Origin of the sequence: Polyangium sp. y55x31 (assembly GCF_029946505.1) — a bacterium.
Taxonomy (GTDB): Bacteria; Myxococcota_A; Polyangia; order Polyangiales; family Polyangiaceae; genus Polyangium.
Window position 1 is genome coordinate 245478 of record NZ_JARZHG010000007.1, and the last position, 21717, is coordinate 267194.

At 68.9% G+C, this 21717-nt stretch carries 16 protein-coding genes and 2 tRNA genes; 9 read left to right on the forward strand and 9 right to left on the reverse strand.

The window, feature by feature from the left end:
• Positions 1–4 precede the first annotated feature (4 nt).
• From QHF84_RS16205 to QHF84_RS16220, 4 genes are all read right to left on the reverse strand, one after another.
• Complete coding sequence (locus tag QHF84_RS16205; protein WP_281314205.1) at positions 5–3472, reverse strand: UvrD-helicase domain-containing protein; 3468 nt, start codon at positions 3470–3472, stop codon at positions 5–7.
• Entirely contained in the window at positions 3469–6720 is a 3252-nt protein-coding gene (locus QHF84_RS16210; RefSeq protein ID WP_281314206.1) for a PD-(D/E)XK nuclease family protein, read from the reverse strand. The genes QHF84_RS16205 and QHF84_RS16210 overlap by 4 nt, the downstream gene beginning before the upstream one ends.
• A gap of 93 nt (positions 6721–6813) precedes the next feature.
• Positions 6814–7842 carry an RNA 3'-terminal phosphate cyclase gene (rtcA, locus tag QHF84_RS16215; protein ID WP_281314207.1) on the reverse strand — a complete coding sequence of 343 codons (1029 nt, stop codon included), beginning with the start codon at positions 7840–7842 and terminating at the stop codon, positions 6814–6816.
• Between the two features lie 4 nt (positions 7843–7846).
• On the reverse strand, positions 7847–9073 hold the full coding sequence (locus QHF84_RS16220; RefSeq protein WP_281314208.1) for an RtcB family protein: 1227 nt from the start codon (positions 9071–9073) through the stop codon (positions 7847–7849).
• A 153-nt stretch (positions 9074–9226) separates the two neighbouring features.
• On the opposite strand from QHF84_RS16220, the gene rtcR reads away from it, so the two are divergent.
• Together rtcR and QHF84_RS16230 are read left to right on the forward strand one after the other, a co-directional pair.
• Positions 9227–10855 carry an RNA repair transcriptional activator RtcR gene (gene rtcR, locus QHF84_RS16225; RefSeq protein WP_281314209.1) on the forward strand — a complete coding sequence of 543 codons (1629 nt, stop codon included), beginning with the start codon at positions 9227–9229 and terminating at the stop codon, positions 10853–10855.
• Positions 10856–10876: 21 nt separating this feature from the next.
• Positions 10877–11671: a sulfite exporter TauE/SafE family protein gene (locus QHF84_RS16230; RefSeq protein WP_281314210.1), complete on the forward strand. Its 795-nt coding sequence runs from the start codon at positions 10877–10879 to the stop codon at positions 11669–11671.
• Here QHF84_RS16230 and QHF84_RS16235 read toward each other — a convergent pair whose 3' ends face one another.
• Positions 11672–13192 (reverse strand): hypothetical protein, encoded by a 1521-nt coding sequence (locus QHF84_RS16235; protein ID WP_281314211.1) that lies wholly within the window; start codon positions 13190–13192, stop codon positions 11672–11674.
• Positions 13189–13737, reverse strand: a complete 549-nt coding sequence (locus QHF84_RS16240) for a hypothetical protein (protein ID WP_281314212.1) — start codon at positions 13735–13737, stop codon at positions 13189–13191. Before QHF84_RS16240 ends, QHF84_RS16235 begins: the two co-directional genes overlap by 4 nt.
• 164 nt (positions 13738–13901) lie before the next feature.
• Between QHF84_RS16240 and QHF84_RS16245 the strand changes: the two genes are divergently transcribed.
• From QHF84_RS16245 to QHF84_RS16275, 7 genes are all read left to right on the forward strand, one after another.
• Positions 13902–14726, forward strand: coding sequence for an urease accessory protein UreD (locus tag QHF84_RS16245; protein WP_281314213.1), 825 nt, complete (start codon positions 13902–13904; stop codon positions 14724–14726).
• Between the two features lie 76 nt (positions 14727–14802).
• Positions 14803–15564, forward strand: a complete 762-nt coding sequence (gene ureB, locus QHF84_RS16250; protein WP_281314214.1) for an urease subunit beta — start codon at positions 14803–14805, stop codon at positions 15562–15564.
• A gap of 22 nt (positions 15565–15586) precedes the next feature.
• Positions 15587–17302, forward strand: coding sequence for an urease subunit alpha (ureC, locus tag QHF84_RS16255; RefSeq protein ID WP_281314215.1), 1716 nt, complete (start codon positions 15587–15589; stop codon positions 17300–17302).
• Positions 17303–17315: 13 nt separating this feature from the next.
• On the forward strand, positions 17316–17984 hold the full coding sequence (locus QHF84_RS16260) for an urease accessory UreF family protein (protein ID WP_281314216.1): 669 nt from the start codon (positions 17316–17318) through the stop codon (positions 17982–17984).
• Positions 17985–17999: 15 nt separating this feature from the next.
• Positions 18000–18725, forward strand: a complete 726-nt coding sequence (gene ureG, locus QHF84_RS16265; protein ID WP_348652859.1) for an urease accessory protein UreG — start codon at positions 18000–18002, stop codon at positions 18723–18725.
• A gap of 171 nt (positions 18726–18896) precedes the next feature.
• Positions 18897–19021 (forward strand) — tRNA-OTHER (locus QHF84_RS16270).
• 150 nt (positions 19022–19171) lie between these two features.
• Positions 19172–19297, forward strand: a tRNA-OTHER gene (locus QHF84_RS16275).
• Between the two features lie 82 nt (positions 19298–19379).
• Here QHF84_RS16275 and QHF84_RS16280 read toward each other — a convergent pair.
• The 3 genes from QHF84_RS16280 to QHF84_RS16290 all read right to left on the reverse strand — a co-directional run bounded on the left by QHF84_RS16280 (position 19380) and on the right by QHF84_RS16290 (position 21703).
• Positions 19380–19913 carry a thioredoxin domain-containing protein gene (locus QHF84_RS16280; RefSeq protein ID WP_281314218.1) on the reverse strand — a complete coding sequence of 178 codons (534 nt, stop codon included), beginning with the start codon at positions 19911–19913 and terminating at the stop codon, positions 19380–19382.
• Between the two features lie 97 nt (positions 19914–20010).
• Positions 20011–20625, reverse strand: coding sequence for a DUF308 domain-containing protein (locus QHF84_RS16285; RefSeq protein ID WP_281314219.1), 615 nt, complete (start codon positions 20623–20625; stop codon positions 20011–20013).
• A 124-nt stretch (positions 20626–20749) separates the two neighbouring features.
• The gene (locus QHF84_RS16290) at positions 20750–21703 is read right to left on the reverse strand and encodes a hypothetical protein (RefSeq protein WP_281314220.1); all 954 of its coding nucleotides are present in this window, start codon (positions 21701–21703) and stop codon (positions 20750–20752) included.
• Positions 21704–21717 lie beyond the last annotated feature (14 nt).

The window sequence follows — 21717 nt, forward strand, 5'->3', positions numbered from 1 at the left end:
CGCATCAAACCCGTAACAAAATCGCCGCGCACGCTTCCCCCGTCGCCCGGCCGATCGCCGTCGCATAAAGCGACACCTGCCGCCGATACACGGGCCCCGCGCGGTCAATCTCGCGGTCGGTCTTGAAATCCACCACGGTCCAGCCGCTCGGCTCGCGAAACGCGAGGTCGACGATGCCTTCGATCAGCGTCCCGTCCTCGGCCATCAGGCTGAGCGGCGTCTCCCGCCGGCATTCCCCGCGCGCCTCGGCCGCGCGCGCCCTCTCGATGACCGGATGCGCGAGCGCGAGGACCACGGCGCGCACGGCGGCCGCCTCCTCGATCTCGGTCGCGCCGAAGAGCCGCGCCGCGAGCGCCGCCGCCTGCTCCACCATGTCCCGGTCGGCCGAGAGCGGCACCTGCGCGAGCACCGCATGCACGAGCTCGCCGAAACGAGGCCCTCCCGGTCGGCCCACCTCGCGACCGACATCGAGGATCGGCACATCGAGCGCGGGCGCTTCGTTCGACGTCTCGGCCCGCTCGGTGACCGTCTGGACCTTGTAGAGCGGCCGCGCGCCGCGCTCACGATCGGCCGCGCGCTCTCGGACCCAGCGTCGATACGTTTCGAGATCCTCTTCCACGCGACCGACGGGCGCGTCCTTGCGCAGCATGTCCTCGCGGCGCACGCCGAACGCAGGCTCGCGCGCGAGGTCGAGCCGCGTCACGTCCCACCACACGACGTCGTGCCCCTCGGGCAAACGATATCCGCCCGGACGAACCGTCGCCGGCCCGCGTGAAAAACCCTCGGGCCGCGACAAGACCGTATCGTCGCCGAAGGGCGGACAACCCGGCGCCGCGTCGGCGGAAGGCGAGGCGCCGGAAGGTGGCGCGATCGCTGCGTGGATCGGCCCGATCCACGATTGCTCGGGGAAACGCGGATCGTCGCCCACGGCCGGCACGATGACGAGGTCACGCGCGCGTGTCGCGGCCACGTACACGAGCCGCGTGCCTTCGGCCTCGTCGCGGCGCATTTCGAGCGCCTCGTGCTCGACGAGATCCCACGGCGCGACGCTGCCCAAGCGAAGCGCGCAGAGCGAGCGCGACGCATCGACGTAACGACTCACGGCTTGCGCGCCGAGGCGCGCGGTCACGTCGGCGAGCACGACGACCGGGAATTCGAGCCCCTTGGCCCGATGCGCCGTCATGATCCGCACGCCGTCGCCGCCCTCTTCGAGGATCGGCGCCTCGGGCGCGCGACCACGCTCCGCGTCCTCTTCGAGTTGCTCGACGAACGCGCGGAACGACGTACCGCCCGAGGCCTCGTACGCGCGCCCGAGCTCGGCGATGTGCAGCACGTTCGCGAGCGCGCGTTCGCCCGAGGGGCGCAGGGCAAACCCCACGCAGGCGCGCGTCGCGTCGCAGAGCTCGGCGACCGTGGTCTCGATCGGCCGCGCGTTCCGCCCTTCGGAGAGCCGCGCGAGGAGCGAGAGCGCGGCGGCGATCGGCGCGAGGTGCGGCGGAAGCGGGGCCTCGGGGATTCGTTGGGGATGCAACTTCCCGTAGGTGAAGCGGTATTCGAGCAGCGCCTCGTCGCCGACGGCGAAGAGGGATCCGCGCAGCGTCGCGAAGACCGCGAGCTCGTCCTCGGGCCGCTCGATCGCGCGCAGCGCCGCGAGCATCGTCTCGACCTCTTCGCGGGCGTAAAACGACTTTCCGCCGACGAGCACGTGCGGGATGCCGCGGGCTTCGAGGGCCTCGACGTAGGCGCGCGTGACGTCCTCGCCGTGGCTCTCGAAGCGCCGGAAGACCAGACAAACGTGCCGCGGCGCGACCGGGACGAGCTCGCCCGGTTGATCACGCTCGGTCACCTTCCAGCCGCTCTCGTGCAGCAGCCAGTCGAGGTACGCGCCCACCGCGGCCGGCACGCTTTGTTCGACCGCGGCCGAGGTGAGCCGCTGCTTGCCGTACGGCTCGGGCACGGGCACGCACACGATCGACGGCTGTCCCGTGATCGCCTTGCGCGCGGGCCGGAGCGGCACGTACCGCGCGGAGAGCGCCTCGCGATCCCCCACCATCACCGGGGCGAACGCCGTGTTCACGAGCTTCTGGATGCTGGGGACCGATCGGAAGCTCGTGCTGAGCTCCACGAAGAGCGCGCCGCGCCGGACGAGCAGCTCCTTGACCTCCTCGTAGACCGAGAGATCAGCCCGGCGAAACCGGTAGATCGCCTGCTTCGGATCTCCGACGAGGAAGAGCTTCCCGGGCACGGGCCGCACGTCGCGATACGCGCGGACGCTCGGATCGTCGGCCGCGAGCAGCATGAGGATCTCGGCCTGGAGCGGGTCCGTGTCCTGGAACTCGTCGACGAAGATGCAGCGGTAACGCTCCTGAAAGCCGCGACGCACCTCGCCTTGCTCACGCACGAGATCACGCGTGCAGACGAGCAGATCCTCGAAGTCGAGCGCGCCCACCTCGGCCTTGCGCGCCTGGTACGTCGCGACGAGCGCGCCGAGCTCGTCCTGCAAGAGCGCCGCGAGATCGCCGTCGGCCTCACGCTGGAATCGTTCGAGCGAGGCCACGAGCGCCGCGTGCGCCGCGAGCAGATCGGCCCGCGTCGTGTGCGCGCCGTAGCGGGATCCGGCGCCGCGGCGCGGGCGCATGAAGTCGCGCTGCCTACTGAGCGCGCAGAGCTCGGCCTCGATCTCGTCGCGGTCCCAGCGCGGCTCGCCCTCGGCGCGCAGGCGCATGACGAGCGCGCGGGCCGGCTCGGTATCGCGGTGCAGCGGATCATTCGCGTGGAGCGCGCCCTCGCTCGCCTCCGCGAAGGCCGACATCTCCGCGATGATCGCATCGATGGAGCGATCCCGATCGAACGGAGGCCGCTGCCAGCGCGCAGTGAAATGTCGCCAGGCGATGAGCTCCTGTCCGGCGCGGCGAAGCCGCTCGATCGGCCCGGGTCCGTGCTCGCGCCGCCGCAAGAGCCTTCGAACGCCCTCGGGCGGGCGGCCGAGGATCTGTTCGAGCCATCGGTTGAACGCTTCGCCGTAGCGTCGATCCGCCTCGGCCTCGGTCATCACGCGGAACGCCGGATCGACGCCCGCCTCCACGGGGCGCTCGCGCAAGAGGTCCGCGCAGAACCCGTGGATCGTGCTGATCCGCGCCTCTTCCAGGTGCGCGAGCGCCCGCTCCAGGTTCGCGCGTTGCGCCTCGTCCGGGGCGAGCCTCCGTGCGCGCTCGATTCCACTTCGCAGCCGCAGCTTCAGCTCGCCGGCTGCTTTTTCGGTGAACGTGACCGCGACGATCTCCTCGATCTCCGCGCGCCCCTCGGCGAGCACGGCGACCATGCGCAGCACGAGCTCGGTCGTCTTGCCCGTGCCGGCCGCGGCCTCGACGATCATCGTGCTCCCGAGCGCGCCGCGGATGAGCGCGCGCGCCTCCGCGTCGGCGAGCCCCTCGCCTTGCGGCGCTTCGAACGCGATCGTGCCCTCGATCACGGCTCACCTCGGAGCATCCGCAGCCGCATGAACAGCGCGCCGCCGTCGAGCGAGGTCTCGTCCTTGCGCGCCGCGCGCCTCTCTTCGTGCGGCCCGCACACGAGCCTGTAACCACACGTGTCACACGCCCCTGGCCTCGGCGCGGGTGGGAAAAACCCTTTGTCGATCGCGTCATCCACGAGCGAGAGAACCTCGACGGCCTTCACGCGTGCCGCCTCGTCGAGCTCGATCACGTGTTCGACATACCCACCACGCGAGGTGCAGAACGACAAACTTGCGTCCGCCACCGGCTCCTTCCACACCGCCTCGTACGCGAGGCCGTAGAGCACCGGCTGCAGCACCTCGCCGCCGTCGATCACGAGCCCCGGCCGCGCGAAGTTCGCTCCCGTCTTCACGTCGGTCACGCGCGCGTGCCCCGTCGCCGCGTGCCGCTCGACCACGTCGATCGCGCCGTGCAACAAGAACTGACCTTCGATCACCGCAGCCTCGGCCACGCTGCGTGGATCTTCGTGCTCGTGCGGCGGCAGCCCGAACGCGAGATCGTACCGCACCGGCCACACGAGCCAGCTCTGATCGGCCACGCGCGCGAGCCACGCATGAAGCTCCACCCGCGCTCGCTCGATCTCGTCGCGGAACACGCTCTCCACCGGCGGCAGCGTACGCTCCTCGTGCTCACGCGCCGCCGCGTCGAGCCGCTCGTCGAGCACCGCCTCGGCCCGCGACAAACCTTCCGGGCCGAACGGCAACGCCCCTTCCCGCTCCAGCGCCGCGAGCGTCTCGGCTTGCACGCGGTGGAACAACACGCCGCGCGAGATCGGATCGAGCCTGTCCGGCGAGCCACGCCTTTCGCGCGCCGGCAACCGATGGATCGCCGCCAGCAAGAATCGATACGGACACGCCGCGAATTTCTCGAGCGCCGTCACCGCATACGGCCGCACGCGCAGCCGGTTCGCCGCGAGCACGGCCGCCGTGGCCGCGGTCTTTCGCACGATGCCATCGTGATGCGTCACGGGTTTGTCCCACCGCGCCGACCGCGCGCGGAGCGACCGCGCGAGATGCGGATTCAGGTCGAGCAAGTACTGCGCGCGCCCCGCCGCCTCGGCCTCCTCGCCGCCGTGCAAGAGCCGCCCCAGCATCGCGAGGTCGTGCTCGGCATCGTCGATCGCATCCTCGGGCTCCGCCGGCGCGGGCCACGCGAGCCGCGCGCCCGCCGCGCTCGCCGCGTCTCGCTCGAGCGCGTCGTGATCGGGCAGCGTCCCCGTCGTCGCACGCGTGACGTCGAGCCCGTAAAACGAAGGCACGCGCGGCCGTCCTGCCGCCACCTCGACGCGTGGATACGAAAGATGCACCCGCTCCCGCGCGGCCCCCACGGACAAACGCAGCAGCAGCCTCTCGTTGCGGCTCCGATCCGCCTGCGTCCGCAGCGCCTTCGAGATCACACGCCGGTCCGCATCGAGCAGGATCGGATCCTCGCGCGGCGCCTCCGGGAACAGCCGCTCCGCGAGGCCGGGGACGAACACCACCGCGAACGATCGACCCCGCGCGAGCTCCGGCGTCCCGACGAACACCGCGCCGTACCGCCTCCCCGACGGCGGCGTCACGCGTGACCCGAGCCGACCTTCGAGCACGCGCCGCACCTCGTCGAACGACACCGCCGGCAGCTCCGCCATCGGCGCGAGCTCGCTCAGCGCGGAGAGCACGTCCTCCGGCTGCTCCAGCGCCATCCGCGCGAGCCTGCCGAGCTCCTCGATCCACACGCCCCAGCTGCCGTGATCGGGCAGCGCCGCGAGCGCATCCACGAGCGGCAGCGCGAACCGCGTGAGCTCGGAGAGGGCCTCGATCTCGCGCTCCACCGTCTCGATCCGCGGCGAGCTCGGATCCCGCCGTCGCAAGAGCGCGAGCTCTCGCTCGAACGCCTTTCCGAGCGCCGCGAGCCGCTCGGCCCAGCGCTCCTTGCGCCCCACGATCGAGGCCTTCGTGAGCAGCCGCTCCCATCCGATCGGCGCGCTCCGCGCGGGCACACGCGCGCCCTCGCTCGCTGCCGCTTGCTCCCGACGAATCCGCTTCGCCGTCGGCTCACCTTCGAGCAGCGCGCCGAAGAGATCGGCCCGCGGGAGCAAGGGCCGCGGCGCCGCCTCCACCGCGACGATCTCCTTCGGCATCGGCGCGAGCGACAGGTATTCCGCGAAGCGCCGCGGAGAAAGATCCTCCGCACGACACGCGAGCAGCGCGAGGAACGCGCGTCCCGAAGGATCCGGCCGCGCAGCCCCGATCGCGAAATGCGCCGGGATCTTCGCGCGACGCAGCGCGCTCTCGAGCAGCGACGCGTACGTGTCCGGCGCCCGCAAGAACACCGCGATGTCGTCGAACGGCACCCCGCGCCGCGCCTCCACGAGAATCCGCCGCGTGATCTCCACGCACTCGCGCCCTTCGCCCGGCGCCGAGAAAAACGACACGTCGTCGCCCGCCTCCGCGGCCGGAAGCTCCGCCGCGGCGAACAGGTATTGATGCAGCCGCGAGAGCGACGAATGCGAGCGCTCGCTCCGATCCGTCACGACCTCCGAAGCCAGCGCCGCGAGCGCCTCGACCGCGCGATCGTCCCCCGTCGGCGCCGTCGCAAACGCGACCTCCGCCGCGGCCGCGAGCTCCGCGACGAACCTTTCTTCGAGCCGCGACGTGATCGGCACGTCGAGCAAGAGCAGCCGCGCCCTTCGAATCTCCTCCGCCTCGCGCACGGCCACCGTCGCCGCCGCGAGCACCTCCGCGCGATCGGCGATCCGCGCCCGCTCCCGCTGCTCGTCGTAACGACGCGCGAGCTCACGCAGATCCCGACTCCTCGGATCGTCCCCTCGAATCTCGGCGGGCCCGATGCCCTCGATGCGCAGCTCACCGAGCGTCGCCGCGAGCGTGCTCGCGAAGCTCGGCGTCCGCGCGACCGGCGCGAAATATCCGAGCGCGCCCGCTTCGAGCGCGCTCGCCACCGCGCGCGCCACCACCGCCTCCACGCCGAGCGGCGTCGCCGGCGCGAGCCTCCTCCGCGCGAGCTCCGGCGCGGCGAGGCGCGCCGCGAGTTGCCCGAGCGTCAGACGATGCAGCCCGAAGATCGCGCCTCGCGACGATCCCACCCGCGCCGCGAGATCGAGCGCTGCTCCGCGGGACGGACCCACCAAAAGCGCGACGGCGTCGGCCTTCCCCTCCCCGAGGAAAACCTCCGCGGCCCGGAGCCGCTCCTCGCTTCGGGGGGACACGAGCAGACGCAGCACGTGCCCGTCATGCCCGGGGACGGCCGCTTTGTCGAGCGTTCCCTTGCATGCCGTGCCCGAGCGCCTGCCCGCTCGCTCCTACCGCCTCGTCCCTTCGACTTCGATCACACACTCTTCCGCACTGCGCTCATCCATTCGCACCTTCGTTCCCAGGAAGGTCCGGATCACCTCGACTTGCGTCCGCGTGTGCCCCGACGGCGCGATCGTACGAAACGCCCCGCCCTCGCCGAGCGCCATAGGCAAGAGCAGTTGATCCGCGAGATGCTCGCCGACGGGCACACCTGCTTCGAGGTATCGCTTCACCTCCTTCGCGAGCTTCGAAGCCACCTCTTCCGCGCGCACGCCTCGCTCGCCAAACGCCGTAAACACCTCGGTCACGTGCTCGCTCTCCACGTCGGCCACGAGCGCGTTTCCCGGCCCCGGGCTGTTCTTCACGACCTCGGGCCGCGCGCACGAACGATCCCACGGCACCTCCGCGAGGAACGCGTCGACCTCACGCACCCCGACCATGCCCGGGATCTGCGACACGAGCGCGCGAAGCTGCGTCCGTCGTACCTCGCCTCGATCGAGCAGCGAGAGCGAAGCGAGCCGCGGACAGCCCTCCACGTTCACCTCCACGCGACCTCCGCCGGCCGGGTAAAACCCGTACGACACGAGCCGCGCGGAGACGCTCGCGCCCATACGACGCACGATCGGCAAGAACGCGCGCTCCACGAAATCGTAGGGCGGCGCCATCGGGTTGTGCGTCCCGCCCTCGAACACGAGCGACGAGCTGCCGGCCGTCGCGAGCAGCGCCGGCAGCACCGTCTGGAGCACGAGCGTCGCGCTCCCCGCGCTCCCGATCGCGAACCGATACGCCCCGTGCTTCACCGCGCCCGGCCTGAACACGAGCTCGCGCGAGCCGATCTCGTCCCCCGCGACCACCGCGTCACTCACCTCCGCGGCCGCGCGCACGGCCGCGAGGTGTTGACGCATGAGCCCCGGCTTCGACCGCTTCGCGCGGATCGAGTGCACCCGGAACGCCTGACCCGTCACCATCGACAAGGCGAGCGAGGAGCGCAGGATCTGCCCTCCACCCTCGCCCGTCGCGCCATCCAGCGTCAGCATCGCCTCACCCCTTCACGCACACCACTTGTCGCAGCGTGCGCACGACCTCGACGAGGTCGCGCTGCGCTTGCATCACGTCGTCGATCGACTTGTACGCGCCGGGCGTCTCGTCGATCACGTCCTCGTCCTTGCGGCACTCGATCCCGGCCGTCATGCGCGCGTGGTCCTCGAGCGAGAACACCCGCTTCGCCGCCGAGCGCGACATCTTTCGACCCGCGCCGTGGCTACACGAGCAGAACGACTCGCGGTTTCCCAAACCGCGGACGATGAAACTCTTCGCGCCCATGCTCCCGGGGATGATCCCGAGCTCGCCCTCGCCTGCGCGCACCGCGCCCTTGCGCGTCACCCACACGTCCTTGCCGTAGTGGTGCTCCTTCGACACGTAGTTGTGGTGGCAGTTCACGGCCTCGTTCACGAGCTCGAACGCCGGCAAAAGCCCCGTCTTTCGCACAGCCATGATCGTCGCCTCCATCATGAGCGCGCGGTTCGTCCGCGCGAACTCCTGCGCCCACGCGAGCGCGCGCCAGTACTGGCCGAACGTCTCGCTTCCATCGGGGATGTAGGCGAGATCCGCGTCCGGCAAGTTGATGAACCACCGCTTCATGTCCTTCTTCGCGAGGTCGATGAAGTGGCTCCCGATGCGGTTTCCCACGCCGCGCGAACCCGAGTGCAGCATGAACCACACGTGGTCGTGCTCATCGAGGCAGACCTCGATGAAGTGGTTGCCCGTCCCGAGCGTCCCGAGATGACCGATCGACGTCCCGCGCCCGATCGTCGGGTTTTCCTTCACGATCGCCTCGTAGCCCGGCGCGAGCGTTGACCACGCCTTCTGCACGCGCTCGGGCGCATCACCCCACGCGCCGCGGTCGCCGGGCCCGCCGTTGTTCGTGCGCCCGTGCGGCACGGCCGCCTCGATCGCGCTGCGGATCCCCTTCAGATCGTCGGGGAGCTGCGAGGCCGTGAGCGTCGTCTCGACCGCGATCATCCCGCAGCCGATGTCCACGCCCACCGCCGCCGGGACGATCGCGCCGTTCGTCGCGATCACGCTCCCGACCGTCGCGCCCTTCCCGGCGTGCACGTCGGGCATCACGGCGACCCACTTGTGGAGGAAGGGCAGGGTCGCCACGCGCCGGAGCTGCGCTTCGGCCTCGGTCTCGAACGGCACGCCGCGCGTCCAGGCCTTGATCGGCACGCCGTCGGTCTCGAACGTCTGGTGGGTCGTCTCGTTCATGGTCGCCTTGCCTTTCACGTCACGGGTGGACGCGGACCGGAAGAGCACGCCGCGTGCCTGGCTCTCGGGGCCTTTTTCGGGCCCACACATAGACGCCTGGATAAATTCCGATACAGGGGACGAAGAACGTGCTATTCCGTCGCCCACCTTACCATGTCCTCCCGACCTCTCGTCGTGTTCGGCCTCCTTGGCACCTCGCTCGACGCGGGCAAAGGCCCGGCGCGGTGGGAGCGCTGGCGGCCCACGGTCTCGCTTTGCCAGCACGAGGATTTGCTCGTGAGCCGCCTCGTCTTGCTCGCGGAGCCCAGATTCGGCGAGCTCGCCACGCAGATCGAGGAGGACGTCCGCCACGCCTCGCCCGATACGATCGTCGAGCGAATCGCGGTCACCTGGAAAGACGCCTGGGATTTCGAGGAGGTTTATGCGGGCCTGCACGACATCGCGCGCGCCTATCCTTGGAAACCCGAGCGCGAGGATTACCTCGTCCACCTCACGACGGGCACCCACGTCGCGCAGATCTGCCTCTTCCTCCTGACGGAAGCCCGTTATTTCCCGGGCCGCGTCATTCAGACCTCGCCGCCGCGCAAGGAGGGCCGCAGCGGACCCGGCGCGTATACGATCGTCGACCTCGACCTCTCGCGTTACGACCGCATTGCCTCGCGCTTCTCCCGCGAGCGCCACGAAGGCCAGAGCTTCCTCAAGGCCGGCATCGACACCAAGAATGCCTCCTTCAATCGCCTGATCGAGCGCGTCGAGGAGGTCGCCAAGGCCTCGCGCGCCCCGATGCTCCTCATGGGCCCCACGGGCGCCGGCAAGAGCCAGCTCGCCGTGCGCATTTACGAACTCAAAAAAGCGCGACGCCAGATCCAGGGCGAGTTCGTCCCGGTCAACTGCGCCACGCTGCGCGGCGACGCGGCCATGGCCACGCTCTTCGGCCACAAGAAGGGCGCGTATACCGGCGCCGTCGCCGATCGTCCGGGCCTTTTGCGCAAGGCCGACGGCGGACTCCTCTTCCTCGACGAAATCGGCGAGCTCGGCCTCGACGAGCAGGCCATGCTCCTCCGCGCGATCGAGCAAAAGGCATTTTATCCGGTCGGCGCGGACCAGGAGGTCAAGAGTGATTTCCTCCTCATCGCCGGCACGAACCGCGACCTCGGCGCCCGGGCCGCGCGCGGAGATTTTCGCGAAGATCTATACGCCCGTATCAACCTCTGGACCTTCCGTCTCCCGGCCTTGCGCGAGCGCCCCGAGGACATCGAGCCGAACCTCGATTACGAGCTCGAGCTCGCCTCGCGCCTCCTCGGCGTGAACGTCACCATGAACCGCGCCGCCCGCGAGGCCTTCCTCGAATTCGCCGTCTCCCCGCGCGCCCTCTGGAGCGGCAATTTCCGCGACCTCAACGCCTCGGTCACCCGCATGGCCACGCTCGCGCACGGCGGCCGCATCACGAAGGAGATCGTCGCCGAGGAAATCGAGCGATTGGAGCTCTCCTGGACGAGCGGACGCATTCACCTCCAGAATGGCTCTTCCACCGGCGGCGCGGACATCCTCGCCGAGGTCCTCGGTCCCGAGGCGGGGGCGAAGCTCGATCGATTCGACCGCGCCCAGCTCGAAGAGGTCTTGCGTATCTGCCGCGCCTCGCGCACCCTCAGCGAGGCGGGCCGCACGCTCTTCGCCGAATCGCGCAAGGAGCGCACCACGGTCAACGACGCCGATCGATTGCGCAAATACCTCGCCCGCTTCGGCCTCGACTGGCACACCGCGAGCGGACGCTCTTCCTGAATCCGACCCGAGGACCCTTTCATGCCGCTCGTCTCCCAGGACCTCGGTTTTTCCGGCCAGAACCCGCTCGCGCTCGCGGCCCTCTTCACCGTGGGCTTCGTGGCCTCGTCAATCAACGCCGTCGCCGGCGGCGGCTCCCTCCTCTCCTTCCCGCTCCTCGTCGCCTTCGGCGTCCCCCCGCTCGCGGCGAATGCCACGAATTCGGTCGCCCTCTGGCCCGGCTCGCTCGCCAGCGCGTTCGGCTTCCGCGACCAGCTCGCGCGCACGAAGCGCCATTTGCGCTACCTTACGCTCCCCACGATCACGGGCGCGCTCTTCGGTGCCTGGCTCCTCACGCACACGCCCGAGCGCCTCTTCGATTTCGTCGTCCCGCTCCTCGTCCTGCTCGCCACGCTCCTCCTCGCCTTCCAGTCGCGGATCCGCAAGGCCGTGCTCGGCAAGAAGGCGCGCGTCCCCGTGGCGCTCGGAATCGCTCTTCAATTCCTGGTCAGCGTCTACGGCGGGTATTTCGGGGCCGGGATGGGCATCGTCATGCTCGCCGTCTTTGGCCTCTTCATCGAGGGCACGCTGCACGAGCTCAATGCGATGAAGGCCTGGCTCGGCGTGGCGATCAACCTCGTCGCCTCGATGTTTTTCCTCCGCGAGGGCCTGCTCTGGCTCGTCCCCGGCTTCGCCGTCATGGCCGGCGCCATCGCGGGCGGGTATTTTTCCGCGCGCCTCTCGCAGCGCCTCGACCCTGACAAACTGCGCCGGGCCATCGTGGTGCTGGGAATCGCGATGACGGCCTGGTTTTTCCGGGCCGCCTTCTTTCGCTGATCAGGGCGCCTCGGCGGGCCTGCGCACGAGCCTGCGTTCGAGGTGTGAGCCCAGCCCGAGGCCCTCGGCCCCCACGCCGAGTTCCTCCTGATCGAAGAGCAAGACCACGTCGCCGCCCTCGGCCCACGCGACCGACAGCGCAAAATCACTCCCGGATCCGCCGAACGCCTTCGCCGAGCGCACCTCTCCCTCGGGCGACAGCACCGAAAGCCACGCGTCGAGGGTGATCCCGTCGAACGACACTCCATGCTGCCACGTGCGGCGAATCCGCTTCGCCCGGAGGGTCGTCCCGGAGACCTTCATCTCGGCCTCGAATGTCCCGAAAACCGCGATACGTCCGCTCGTGTCCACATCGAGGGCCGCCACCTCGTCATTCTTCTGGCTGCCGAAGGACGTCGCCCACAGGGCCGCGCCATTCCGATCGAGCTTGGCGATCATTGCGTCGTTGCCGCCGTTCGACCGGAGGGCCTTTCCCGCGAGCTTGATTCCGCCGGCGAACCGCCCGCCCACGACGAGCTCGCCGCCCGTCGTCGTCCGGAGCACTTCGATACGCGCCTTGCCTTCGATCGGCATCTCCCACGCCTGCCGTCCGAACGGCGCGAACGAGACGATCCGCGTCGCGCCTGAATCCGCCATTTTCATCTCATCGAGCCCGCCCGCGACGTACGCGACGTGGACCGCCGACGACCCCTCCACCGCAATCCGAGGATCGCGCTCGTCGGTCGAACCTCCCAGCCGGAGCGCCTCGATCGGCTTGCCCTCGGGCGAAATGCGCGCGACGAACACGTCCTGCCCGCCCGCGCTTGCGAGATTCTGGTTCCCTGCCTTCAAGACCCCCGTGAACGTGCCCACGACATAGATGTCCCCGGCCACGTCCACCGCGACGTCCGTCGCCTTCGATTCGCCTCCGAAATCGAACGTCCAAAGCGGGTTGCCCGACGCCCCGCGCTTCTCGACGTGGGCACACCATCGGTTCATTTTCTGCCCGACGGCCACGATATCGTACGCCGCGTCGAATGCGACGGCATTTGCGATCACGTCGTCCCCTGCCAGGTCCCACGCCTTTCGCCCCTCGCGATCGAGCCGCCCGAGCCAGGCATCCCCGGCCCCCACCACGGCCACGCCCCCGCCCTTGTCGAGCGCGATTGCGCGCGGCGACGCGCGGTAGAGATGGCCCTCGCCGAGGGGCCGATCGTAACGCGCGGCCGCGTCGCTGAACGAGGCCGCGACCCAGCGCTGCCGATCGAACGGCAAGACGCAAGGCATGCGCCCGGTGCACGGCCCGGAAAAACCATCGAACCGCGACCCCGGATGCGGGTGCCCGACGATCCGTATGGCCGCGCCTTTCCCCATCACGTCCAGGCAATCGACCCCGCAGCCCTCCTTCAGCATCGAGACCCGCATCTCGCCGCTCCCGATGCCGTTCGTCACGGCAATCAGCGCGGGGGCGGACGGGACCGCCGGCGCGGCACAACCCGCCGCGAGCGCGAGCCATCCCCCGAGGAGCGCGACGCGCTTCATTGCAATGCCCGCACGAGCGCCGCGGCCCGCCCCCGCACGTCTTCGTTCGGATCGTCCTCCGCCATCGGCTCGGCGATCCCGGCGAATTCGCGCCACCGCGCCTGCTCCATCGCGTAAATCGCCGCTCGCCGGACACCCGCCTCCCGGTGATTCGCGAGATCTCCGAAGCAGCCGAAGAGCTCCGGGTCGAACGTGGGCCCGGCCGTCACCGCGAGCTTGTATGCCGCCCAGATCCCCTCGGCCTCGGTCCGCGCCTCGCTGCAAAGCGTGAGGATCTCGGCGCGCTCGTACACCGGCAGGCTCCGCCGGATGAGATCGATCACGGGCTCGCACCGCGGCCCCTCCACGTCGAACCACTTGAGCCCGAGCCGATGATCGTCCACGTATCGGATCCGGCAATCACTCGCGGGCGTCGCCCACTCGTAGACGAGCGGCTGATGATCGAGCGGCTCGATCCGGTTCCACAAAAACCAGTTCCCCTGCGCGAGCTGCCGGACCGCCTCCGTCTGTACCCCGTCCTTGAGCAGAAGCCGCCTCGCCTGCATCCGAATCGCCTCCGAGTGCCGATGGTACAGGCCACACCCCGGACGTCAATCCCGTCGCGGACAGGACGGGCCCACCCAGACGAGACCCCACCCGCGCCGCCCGATTTGTGTTCGTAATGCACTTGACGCCCGAGGCCTATCGGTGCGATTGTTATCGTCTCCTCATGGCACCCGGTGCCGGATCGATCGTCGTCGAGCGTGTCGCCGCAGCGTCCACGGTCGTCAGCGCGCGCGCCTCGGCGCCGCTCAAGGTCCTCGTCCCGCGTCCGCGCGGACCGTCCGTCTGGGCCTATGCGTCGACCTTCGGCGGCGGCCTGCTCGAAGACGACGCCATCACGCTCGATGTCCGCGTCGGCCCGGGCGCGGCGGCGCTCTGCGCCACGCAGGCCTCCACGAAGGTTTACAAGAGCGAACACGGTGGTTGTTCTCGCCAAACCTTGTCGGCCTCGGTCGGCGAGGACGCCCTCTTCGCCGTGCTCCCCGATCCGGTTTGTCCTTTTGCCGGCGCCGTCTATCAGCAGCGCCAGCGTATCGAGCTCGCGCCCGGCGCCTCCCTCGTCCTCGTCGACGGCCTCGTCTCGGGCCGCGCGGCGCGGGGCGAGCGTTATCGATTCGCCTCGTATCGGACCCTCACCGAGGTTGTCCGGGAAAACCAACTGCTCATGCTCGACGCGCTCACGCTCGAGGACCTGCCCGAATCCTCGATCGCCGACCGCATGGGGCGGTTCGACGTGTACACCACGGCCATCCTCCTCGGCCCCCGGGTCGAGGCGGCCGCGGCTGTCCTCGTCGAAAGCATCGGCCGCATGCCCCTCCGCCCGCCGGATCAGGTCCGAAGCCGCCTGCTCGCGACCGCGAGCCCCCGGCCCGGAGGCGCCGTGCTCCGCGTGGCAGGCGAGGAGCCCGAGGACGTCGCCGCATTCCTCCGCGCCTCCCTCGCTTTCCTCGTCCCGCTCCTCGGCGACGATCCCTGGGCGAGAAAATGGTAGCCTTCGAAGAACGCCCTTGACGCGACGCGTCGATATGGTGTAATCGGGGAGAGCAAGGGGGCTCCTCGGTGGATGTATGCACCTCTCTCCTCGCGAGCTCGATAAGCTGCTCCTTCACAATGCTGGCTTTCTGGCCCAGAAGCGCCTCGCCCGCGGGGTGCGGCTCAACGTGCCGGAGAGCGTCGCGCTCATCGCCACGCAGCTCCTCGAATTCATTCGAGACGGGCGGCGCGTCGAGGAGCTCATGGACCTCGGACGCAAGCTGCTCGGCCGAAATCAGGTCATGGAGGGCGTGCCGGAGCTCGTGACCGAAGTCCAGGTCGAGGGCACGTTCCCCGACGGAACGAAGCTCGTCACGGTTCACCACCCCATTGCCGCCGAGCACGGCGACCTGGGCCTCGCCCTTTACGGCAGTTTTCTCCCCGTGCCCGATCGTTCGCGCTTCGCCGCGGCGCCGAGCGGGCCCACGCCGGGGGAGATCCTGCCCGTGGAGGGGACGATCGTGCTCAACGAGGGCCGCTCCTCGATTTCGATCCGGGTCACGAACCTGGCCGACCGCCCGATCCAGGTGGGCAGCCACTACCATTTCATCGAGACGAACCCGTACCTGCGCTTCGACCGCGAAAAAGCCTATGGCCGGCGGCTCGACATCCCGGCGGGCACCGCCGTGCGCTTCGAGCCGGGCGAGACGAAGACGGTCTCGCTCGTGGAGATCGCCGGCGAGCGGGTCATTCGTGGTGGAAATGCCCTCGCCGACGGCCCCGTGAGCCCCGAAGGCCTCGCCCGCGCGATGGAGCGCGTCCGCGCGCTCGGCTTCGCCCACGAACCCGAAGGCTGACTCGATTCGATCGGAGGACGCCATGCCCCGCACCATCGACCGACGCACCTACGCCGAGATCTTCGGCCCGACCACCCGAGACCGCGTCCGGCTCGGCGACACCGATCTGATCATCGAGATCGAAAAAGACTTTACCGTCTACGGCGACGAATGCAAGTTCGGCGGCGGCAAGGTTCTTCGCGACGGAATGGGCCAGCGCGCGGGCGCTGCCCAGCGTGACGCCCTCGATTGCGTCATCACGAACGTCGTCGTCATCGACTGGACGGGCATTTACAAGGCCGACATCGGCATCAAGGACGGCCTCATCGCGGGGATCGGGAAAGCGGGCAACCCCGACGTCATGGCCGGCGTCACGCCGGGGATGGTGTTTGGCCCGACGACCGAGGCCATCGCGGGCGAGGGGCTCATCGTGACGGCGGGCGGGGTCGACACGCACATCCATTTCATCTGCCCGCAGCAATGCGACGAGGCGATCGCGTCGGGGATCACCACGATGATCGGCGGCGGCACCGGCCCCGCGACGGGGACGAACGCGACGACGTGCACCCCGGGCGCGCATCACCTCCGCATGATGCTGGAAGCGACCGACGGGCTGCCGCTGAATTTCGGGTTCACCGGAAAAGGCAATTCGTCCAAGCCCGAGGGCCTGCACGAGCAGATCCAGGCCGGCGCGATCGGGCTCAAGCTGCACGAGGACTGGGGCACGACGCCCGCGGCCATCGATTCCTGCCTCTCCGTGGCCGAGCAATACGACGTACAGGTCACGATTCACACCGATACGCTCAACGAGAGCGCAGCCGTCGAACACTCGATTGCAGCATTCAAGGGTCGCTCGATCCACACGTACCACAGCGAGGGCGCGGGCGGCGGGCACGCCCCGGACATCCTGCGTGTTTGCAGCGAGCCGAACGTGCTCCCGTCGTCGACGAACCCCACGCGCCCCTTCACGGTGAACACGCTCGACGAGCACCTCGACATGCTCATGGTCTGTCACCACCTCGACCGGAGCATCCCCGAGGACGTGGCCTTCGCGGAATCGCGTATTCGCGGCGAGACGATCGCGGCGGAGGACATTCTCCACGACATCGGCGCGATCTCGATCGTGTCCTCCGATTCCCAAGCGATGGGCCGCGTCGGCGAGACCATCACGCGCACCTGGCAAACGGCCGACAAGATGCGCAAGCAGCGCGGGCGGCTCGCGGAGGAGCGCGGCGAGAGCGATAACCTCCGCGTGAAGAGGTACGTCGCCAAATACACCATCAACCCGGCCATCGCCCACGGCGCCTCGCACCTCATCGGCTCGATCGAGGTCGGCAAGCTCGCGGACCTCGTCCTCTGGCGGCCGGCGTTCTTCGGGGCCAAACCCGAGATCGTGATCAAGGGCGGCGTCATCGCGTGGGCGCAGATGGGCGATCCGAATGCCTCGATCCCCACGCCGCAACCGGTGCGCATGCGGCCGATGTTCGCGAGCTTCGGCCGCGCGCCGGGCCGCGCTTCCATTGCCTTCGTGAGCCGCGCGTCGATCGAATCCGGCGTGGCGGCCTCGTATGGCCTCGGCAAACGTATCGAGGCCGTGCGCGGATGCCGCGCGCTCGGCAAGAAGGACATGCGATTGAACGACGCCATGCCACGCATCACCGTGGATCCGGAGACGTACGTGGTGACGGCGGACGGCGTGCGCCTCACGTGCGAGCCCGCGAAGGTCTTGCCGCTCGCGCAAAAGTTTTTCCTGTTCTGAGCGTTCGCGCGCCATGGCCCTCTCGCTCCTCGTCCTCCAGCTCGCCGACTCGGCCTTTCCGACGGGCGGATTCGCGCATTCCGGCGGGCTCGAGGCGGCGGCGCAGCTCGGGGAAATCCATGGGCCTTCGAGCCTCGAACGATTCCTCCTGCACAACCTGGAGCAAGCGGGCGCCGGCGTGCTGCCGATCGTCACGGCCGCGCACGCCACCCCGGAAAGGCTCTCCGATCTCGATCGACGCCACGATGCGTTTTTGACGAACCACGTGGCGAACCGGGCGAGCCGCGCGCAAGGGCGGGCGTGGCTCGCGGCGGCGGCGCATTCGTTCGGAAACACGTCCCTCCGGGAGCTCCGCGCGCGCGCTCGTGAGGACGAATCGTTCTGCGGGCATTTCGCGCCCGTCTTCGGCGCGATCTCGGCGCGGCTCGGGCTCGAACGTGGCGAGGCCCAGCGGCTGTTTCTATTCTTGCACCTGCGGGGCCTCGTCTCGAGCGCCGTGCGCTTGAGCCTCGTTGGCCCGCTGGAGGCGCAGGCGCTGCAACATCGCCTCGCGGGCTCGGTTCTCACGGTCCTCTCTCGGCACGAAAAACGCGGGGAGGACGACCTCACGACGACCGCGCCGCTCGTCGACCTTTTCCAGGGCCACCAGGATCGTCTCTATTCGCGTCTATTTTCGAGCTGAATTCCGGAGAGAAACATGCACGGCCATTCACACGGACATGGACACGATCACGGGCACACGCACGAGCCCATGGCACACCCGGGGCATTTTGACGAGCGCGACCGCCCGCTCACGCGCGCCTTCAACGAGCGCGCCTTCACGGTCGGAATTGGCGGCCCGGTCGGCAGCGGCAAGACGGCGCTCGTGCTCGCGCTCTGCCGCGCCCTCCGCGATCGAATGAGCCTGGCCGTCGTCACGAACGACATTTTCACCCGCGAGGACGGCGAATTCCTCATTCGCAACAACGCGCTGCCGACGGATCGCATCCGTGCCGTGGAGACGGGCGGATGTCCGCACGCGGCGATCCGCGAGGACATCACCGCGAACCTCCTCGCCCTCGAAGAGCTCTCGGCGCGGCACAAGCCGGAGCTTTTGATCCTCGAGTCCGGCGGCGACAACCTCGCGGCGAACTTCAGCCGGGAGCTCGCCGACTACATCATCTACGTGATCGACGTCGCGGGCGGCGACAAGGTGCCGCGCAAGGGCGGCCCCGGAATCACGCAATCGGACCTGCTCGTCATCAACAAGACGGACCTCGCGAGCGCGGTGGGCGCCGACCTCGGCGTGATGGAGCGTGACGCCAAGGCGATCCGAGGCGGCGGGCCCATGGTCTTCGCGCAAGCGACGAAGGGCGTCGGGGTCGAGGCGATCGTGAACCACATCGTCCACGCGTACCAGCATGCGCGTGGCATCGATCACTGAGCCCTCTCGCCGTCTGAGCTCCGGGGATAGGCTTTATCCTGCTGGATAAGCACTCCTTTGTCTGCCGGGCCGTCCGCGGTAAATTCGCTCACCAAATCAGGCCCAAACCCGGCCCTCATGGCGTCCTGGCGGGCTTGGCACGCTGCCTGCTTCAAGGGGGAACACGAAGACGCTAGGATAGCTCAGTGGTAGAGCACGTAAAAATACCTTGGCCGGTATTCTCCGGTGACGGCAGTGATGGCCAGGGTTACTTCCATTAAAGGACGTGGTCGCGGGTTCGAATCCCGCTCCTAGCTCCGCGAAAGGTTCGGGTTCCCCCTCGTTCCCTTCGCGCGCAAGCTCCTCGGGCAGTGAGGTTCGCGGTTCCTTCGTTTTGGGTACGAAAAAGACCCCGCGGCCAGTTTTCTCCCGAGGAGCGAGCGTTTTCTCGACGATGGACGATAGATGCCAGGATAGCTCAGGGGATAGAGCGCGAAAAACACCTTGGTCGGTATTCTCCGGCGACGGCAGTGATGATCAGGGTTACTCCACTGTTCATGGCGAGGCCGCGGGTTCGAGTCCCGCTCCTGGCGCTTGGAAGGCTCGGAAGGAGCTTTCTGCCCGATCCCCGTATTGGGGATCGGGCTTTTTCCGTTTACGGCTTCCTTGAACGCATCAAGCCGCGGCACGGCCGAGCGCCGATTGCAGCGCTGCGGTGAGCGCGTCGGGATCCCGGCTACCCTCGTAGCGCATGCCCTGGATGAACAGCGTCGGCGTACCGTTCACGCCGCTGCGCACGCCCGAATTGAAATCACGCTCGATCTTGCCGAGGTGCGCGTGCGTCGCGAGATCGGCCTGGAAGCGCCCTTGGTCGAGCCCGAGCGCCGCGGCATAGCCGTAAAGGTCGGTGAGCCCGAGCGCGGCCTGGTTCTCGTAGAGCAGGTCGTGCATGTCCCAGAACCGCCCCTGCGCCCCTGCCGCCTCCGCCGCTTCCGCCGCCTGAAGCGCGTGCCGGTGCATCTCCGTGAGCGGGAAATGGCGATAGACGAAGCGCACGGAAGAGCCCATGCGGCGCAAGGCATCGAGGATCGCTGGATGCGCGCGACCGCAGTACGGGCACTCGTAGTCACCATATTCGATCAGGGTCACGGGCGCATCCGTGTTTCCTCGAACATGGTCGTCCGGCCCCGGCAGTTTCAGCCTGTTCATGATGTACCTTCCCGGATGCTGGCAGCGATGCAGGCCGCGCCTCGTGCGAGGGGTTTGGCGAGGCTGACTGCGAGGTGCGGCCGGATGGAGCTTCCCTTCACAGCCGCGTCGTGGCGATCGGCCCGCGGAGCGCGCTCCCCGCGCTGAGACCGATCAAGATCATCGACGTCCCGCCGAGCAGCAAATCGATTCCGACGAGCATACCGAGGGCCCAGGCGGCCGTGCTCGGCCAACCGACGGCGATCAGTACGCCGAGCGCCAGGGAGATGAGTCCATCGAAGAAGAGCCAGCCCCAGGCGGGAATTCGGCGGTTCTGCACGGCCCGGATGAGCTTGACCACGCCATTGGCCGCGAAAAAGGCCGCGAGCGTCAGCGTCAGGGTGAGCGTGCCCGTCAGCGGAAAGGCCGCGACGAGCGCGCCGGCGATCACGAGCAGCACCGAGCCCACGAGCGACCAGCCCGCGCCTCTCCAGCCGTGATTACGGACCGCGTGAAACCCCTGGAAAATGCCGGCGATCACCATGACCCAGCCGAGCACGAACGCCGTGGCCACCGAGGCGATCACGGGCATCAGGAGCAAGATAACGCCGAGCACCATGAAAGCGACGCCGAGCCCGAAAAACCAAGCCCGGTTTTTCCGCACTACGTCCTCGACCTGCCCGACGACCGTTATGCGGGTCGTGTCGACCGGCCCTTCCGGAGGTTGTGTCATGGGAGTACCCTCCTTTTCCTGCGCGGAACAGGGTGCCACCCTCGGCGGGTGTCAAGGAGGTCGCCGCGCATGAGGCGGCCCGGACGATTCCAATGGCGTGCAGACGATCGCGAGGCGAGCCGGCTCAGGGCCCCGGAGGCGGGCCGCCGCCCGGGCCTCCCATTCCACCCGGCGCCTGACACAACGCATCCGCGAGCGAGGATCGAATGACGAGCGTCTTCCACGCGAGCAGCGCTCCGTCCGACATCTTCTTCGTCTGCAACGTGTAATCGGCGGCGGCGTCGGCCGCGATCACCGTGTCGTTCTCGTTCGTCGTGTCGCGCGCGCCGCGGTCCTTGTAAATCGGCTGCGTCGCGACGATCTCGTCGCTCAGCTCGTCTGGGAAGAAGAGCTGGGACGTGACGTATTCGCTCCCTCCGACGCGGACCGTGAAGTGGATGTGGATCGTCCGGCTCGAATACCAGCCCGGGAAGCATGAATCGAAGTCGACCCGGCCATTCGCGTCCGTGGTCTGCACGCCGCGGAACCAGCGGGCCGCGAGGGCCTCCGCGTCGTTGCCCGTGCACATCTCGACCGAGTCGTCGCCCGAATAGAGGCCCGCGGCGGACGTATGCCAGACGTCGACCTCCGCGCCCTCGACGGGCTTGCACGACGCGTCGACGACGCGTAATGCGAGTCGCATCGGCAGGCCGGCCGAGCCCTCGCTGATGTCTTTCCGGACGACCGTCTCGGCATAACAAGGCCCGAGCGTCATCGCGCAAACGAGGGCACACGTCGCGCCCGGGTCGTCGGTGAACGGATCCGGGTAATCGCCGGACATCGAGGCCGTGCCGCCCGTTGCCCATTCGCCGTTTCCAGCGCCGCCCGTGCCGCCGCTGCCGCCCGCGCCGCCGCTGCCGCCCGAACCGCCGCTGCCGCCCGCGCCGCCCGCGCCGCCGGAGCCCGTGTTTCCGTTCGTTCCTCCGCAACCGACGAACGCCGCGAGCGGCGCGGCGCAAAGGGCCGTGCCAATGCCGCGGAGAGCGGCTCGGCGCGTGATGGTTTCCTGAGAGCGGTCCTTCTTCGTGTGGCGAGGCATGCGCGTTCCTCCTG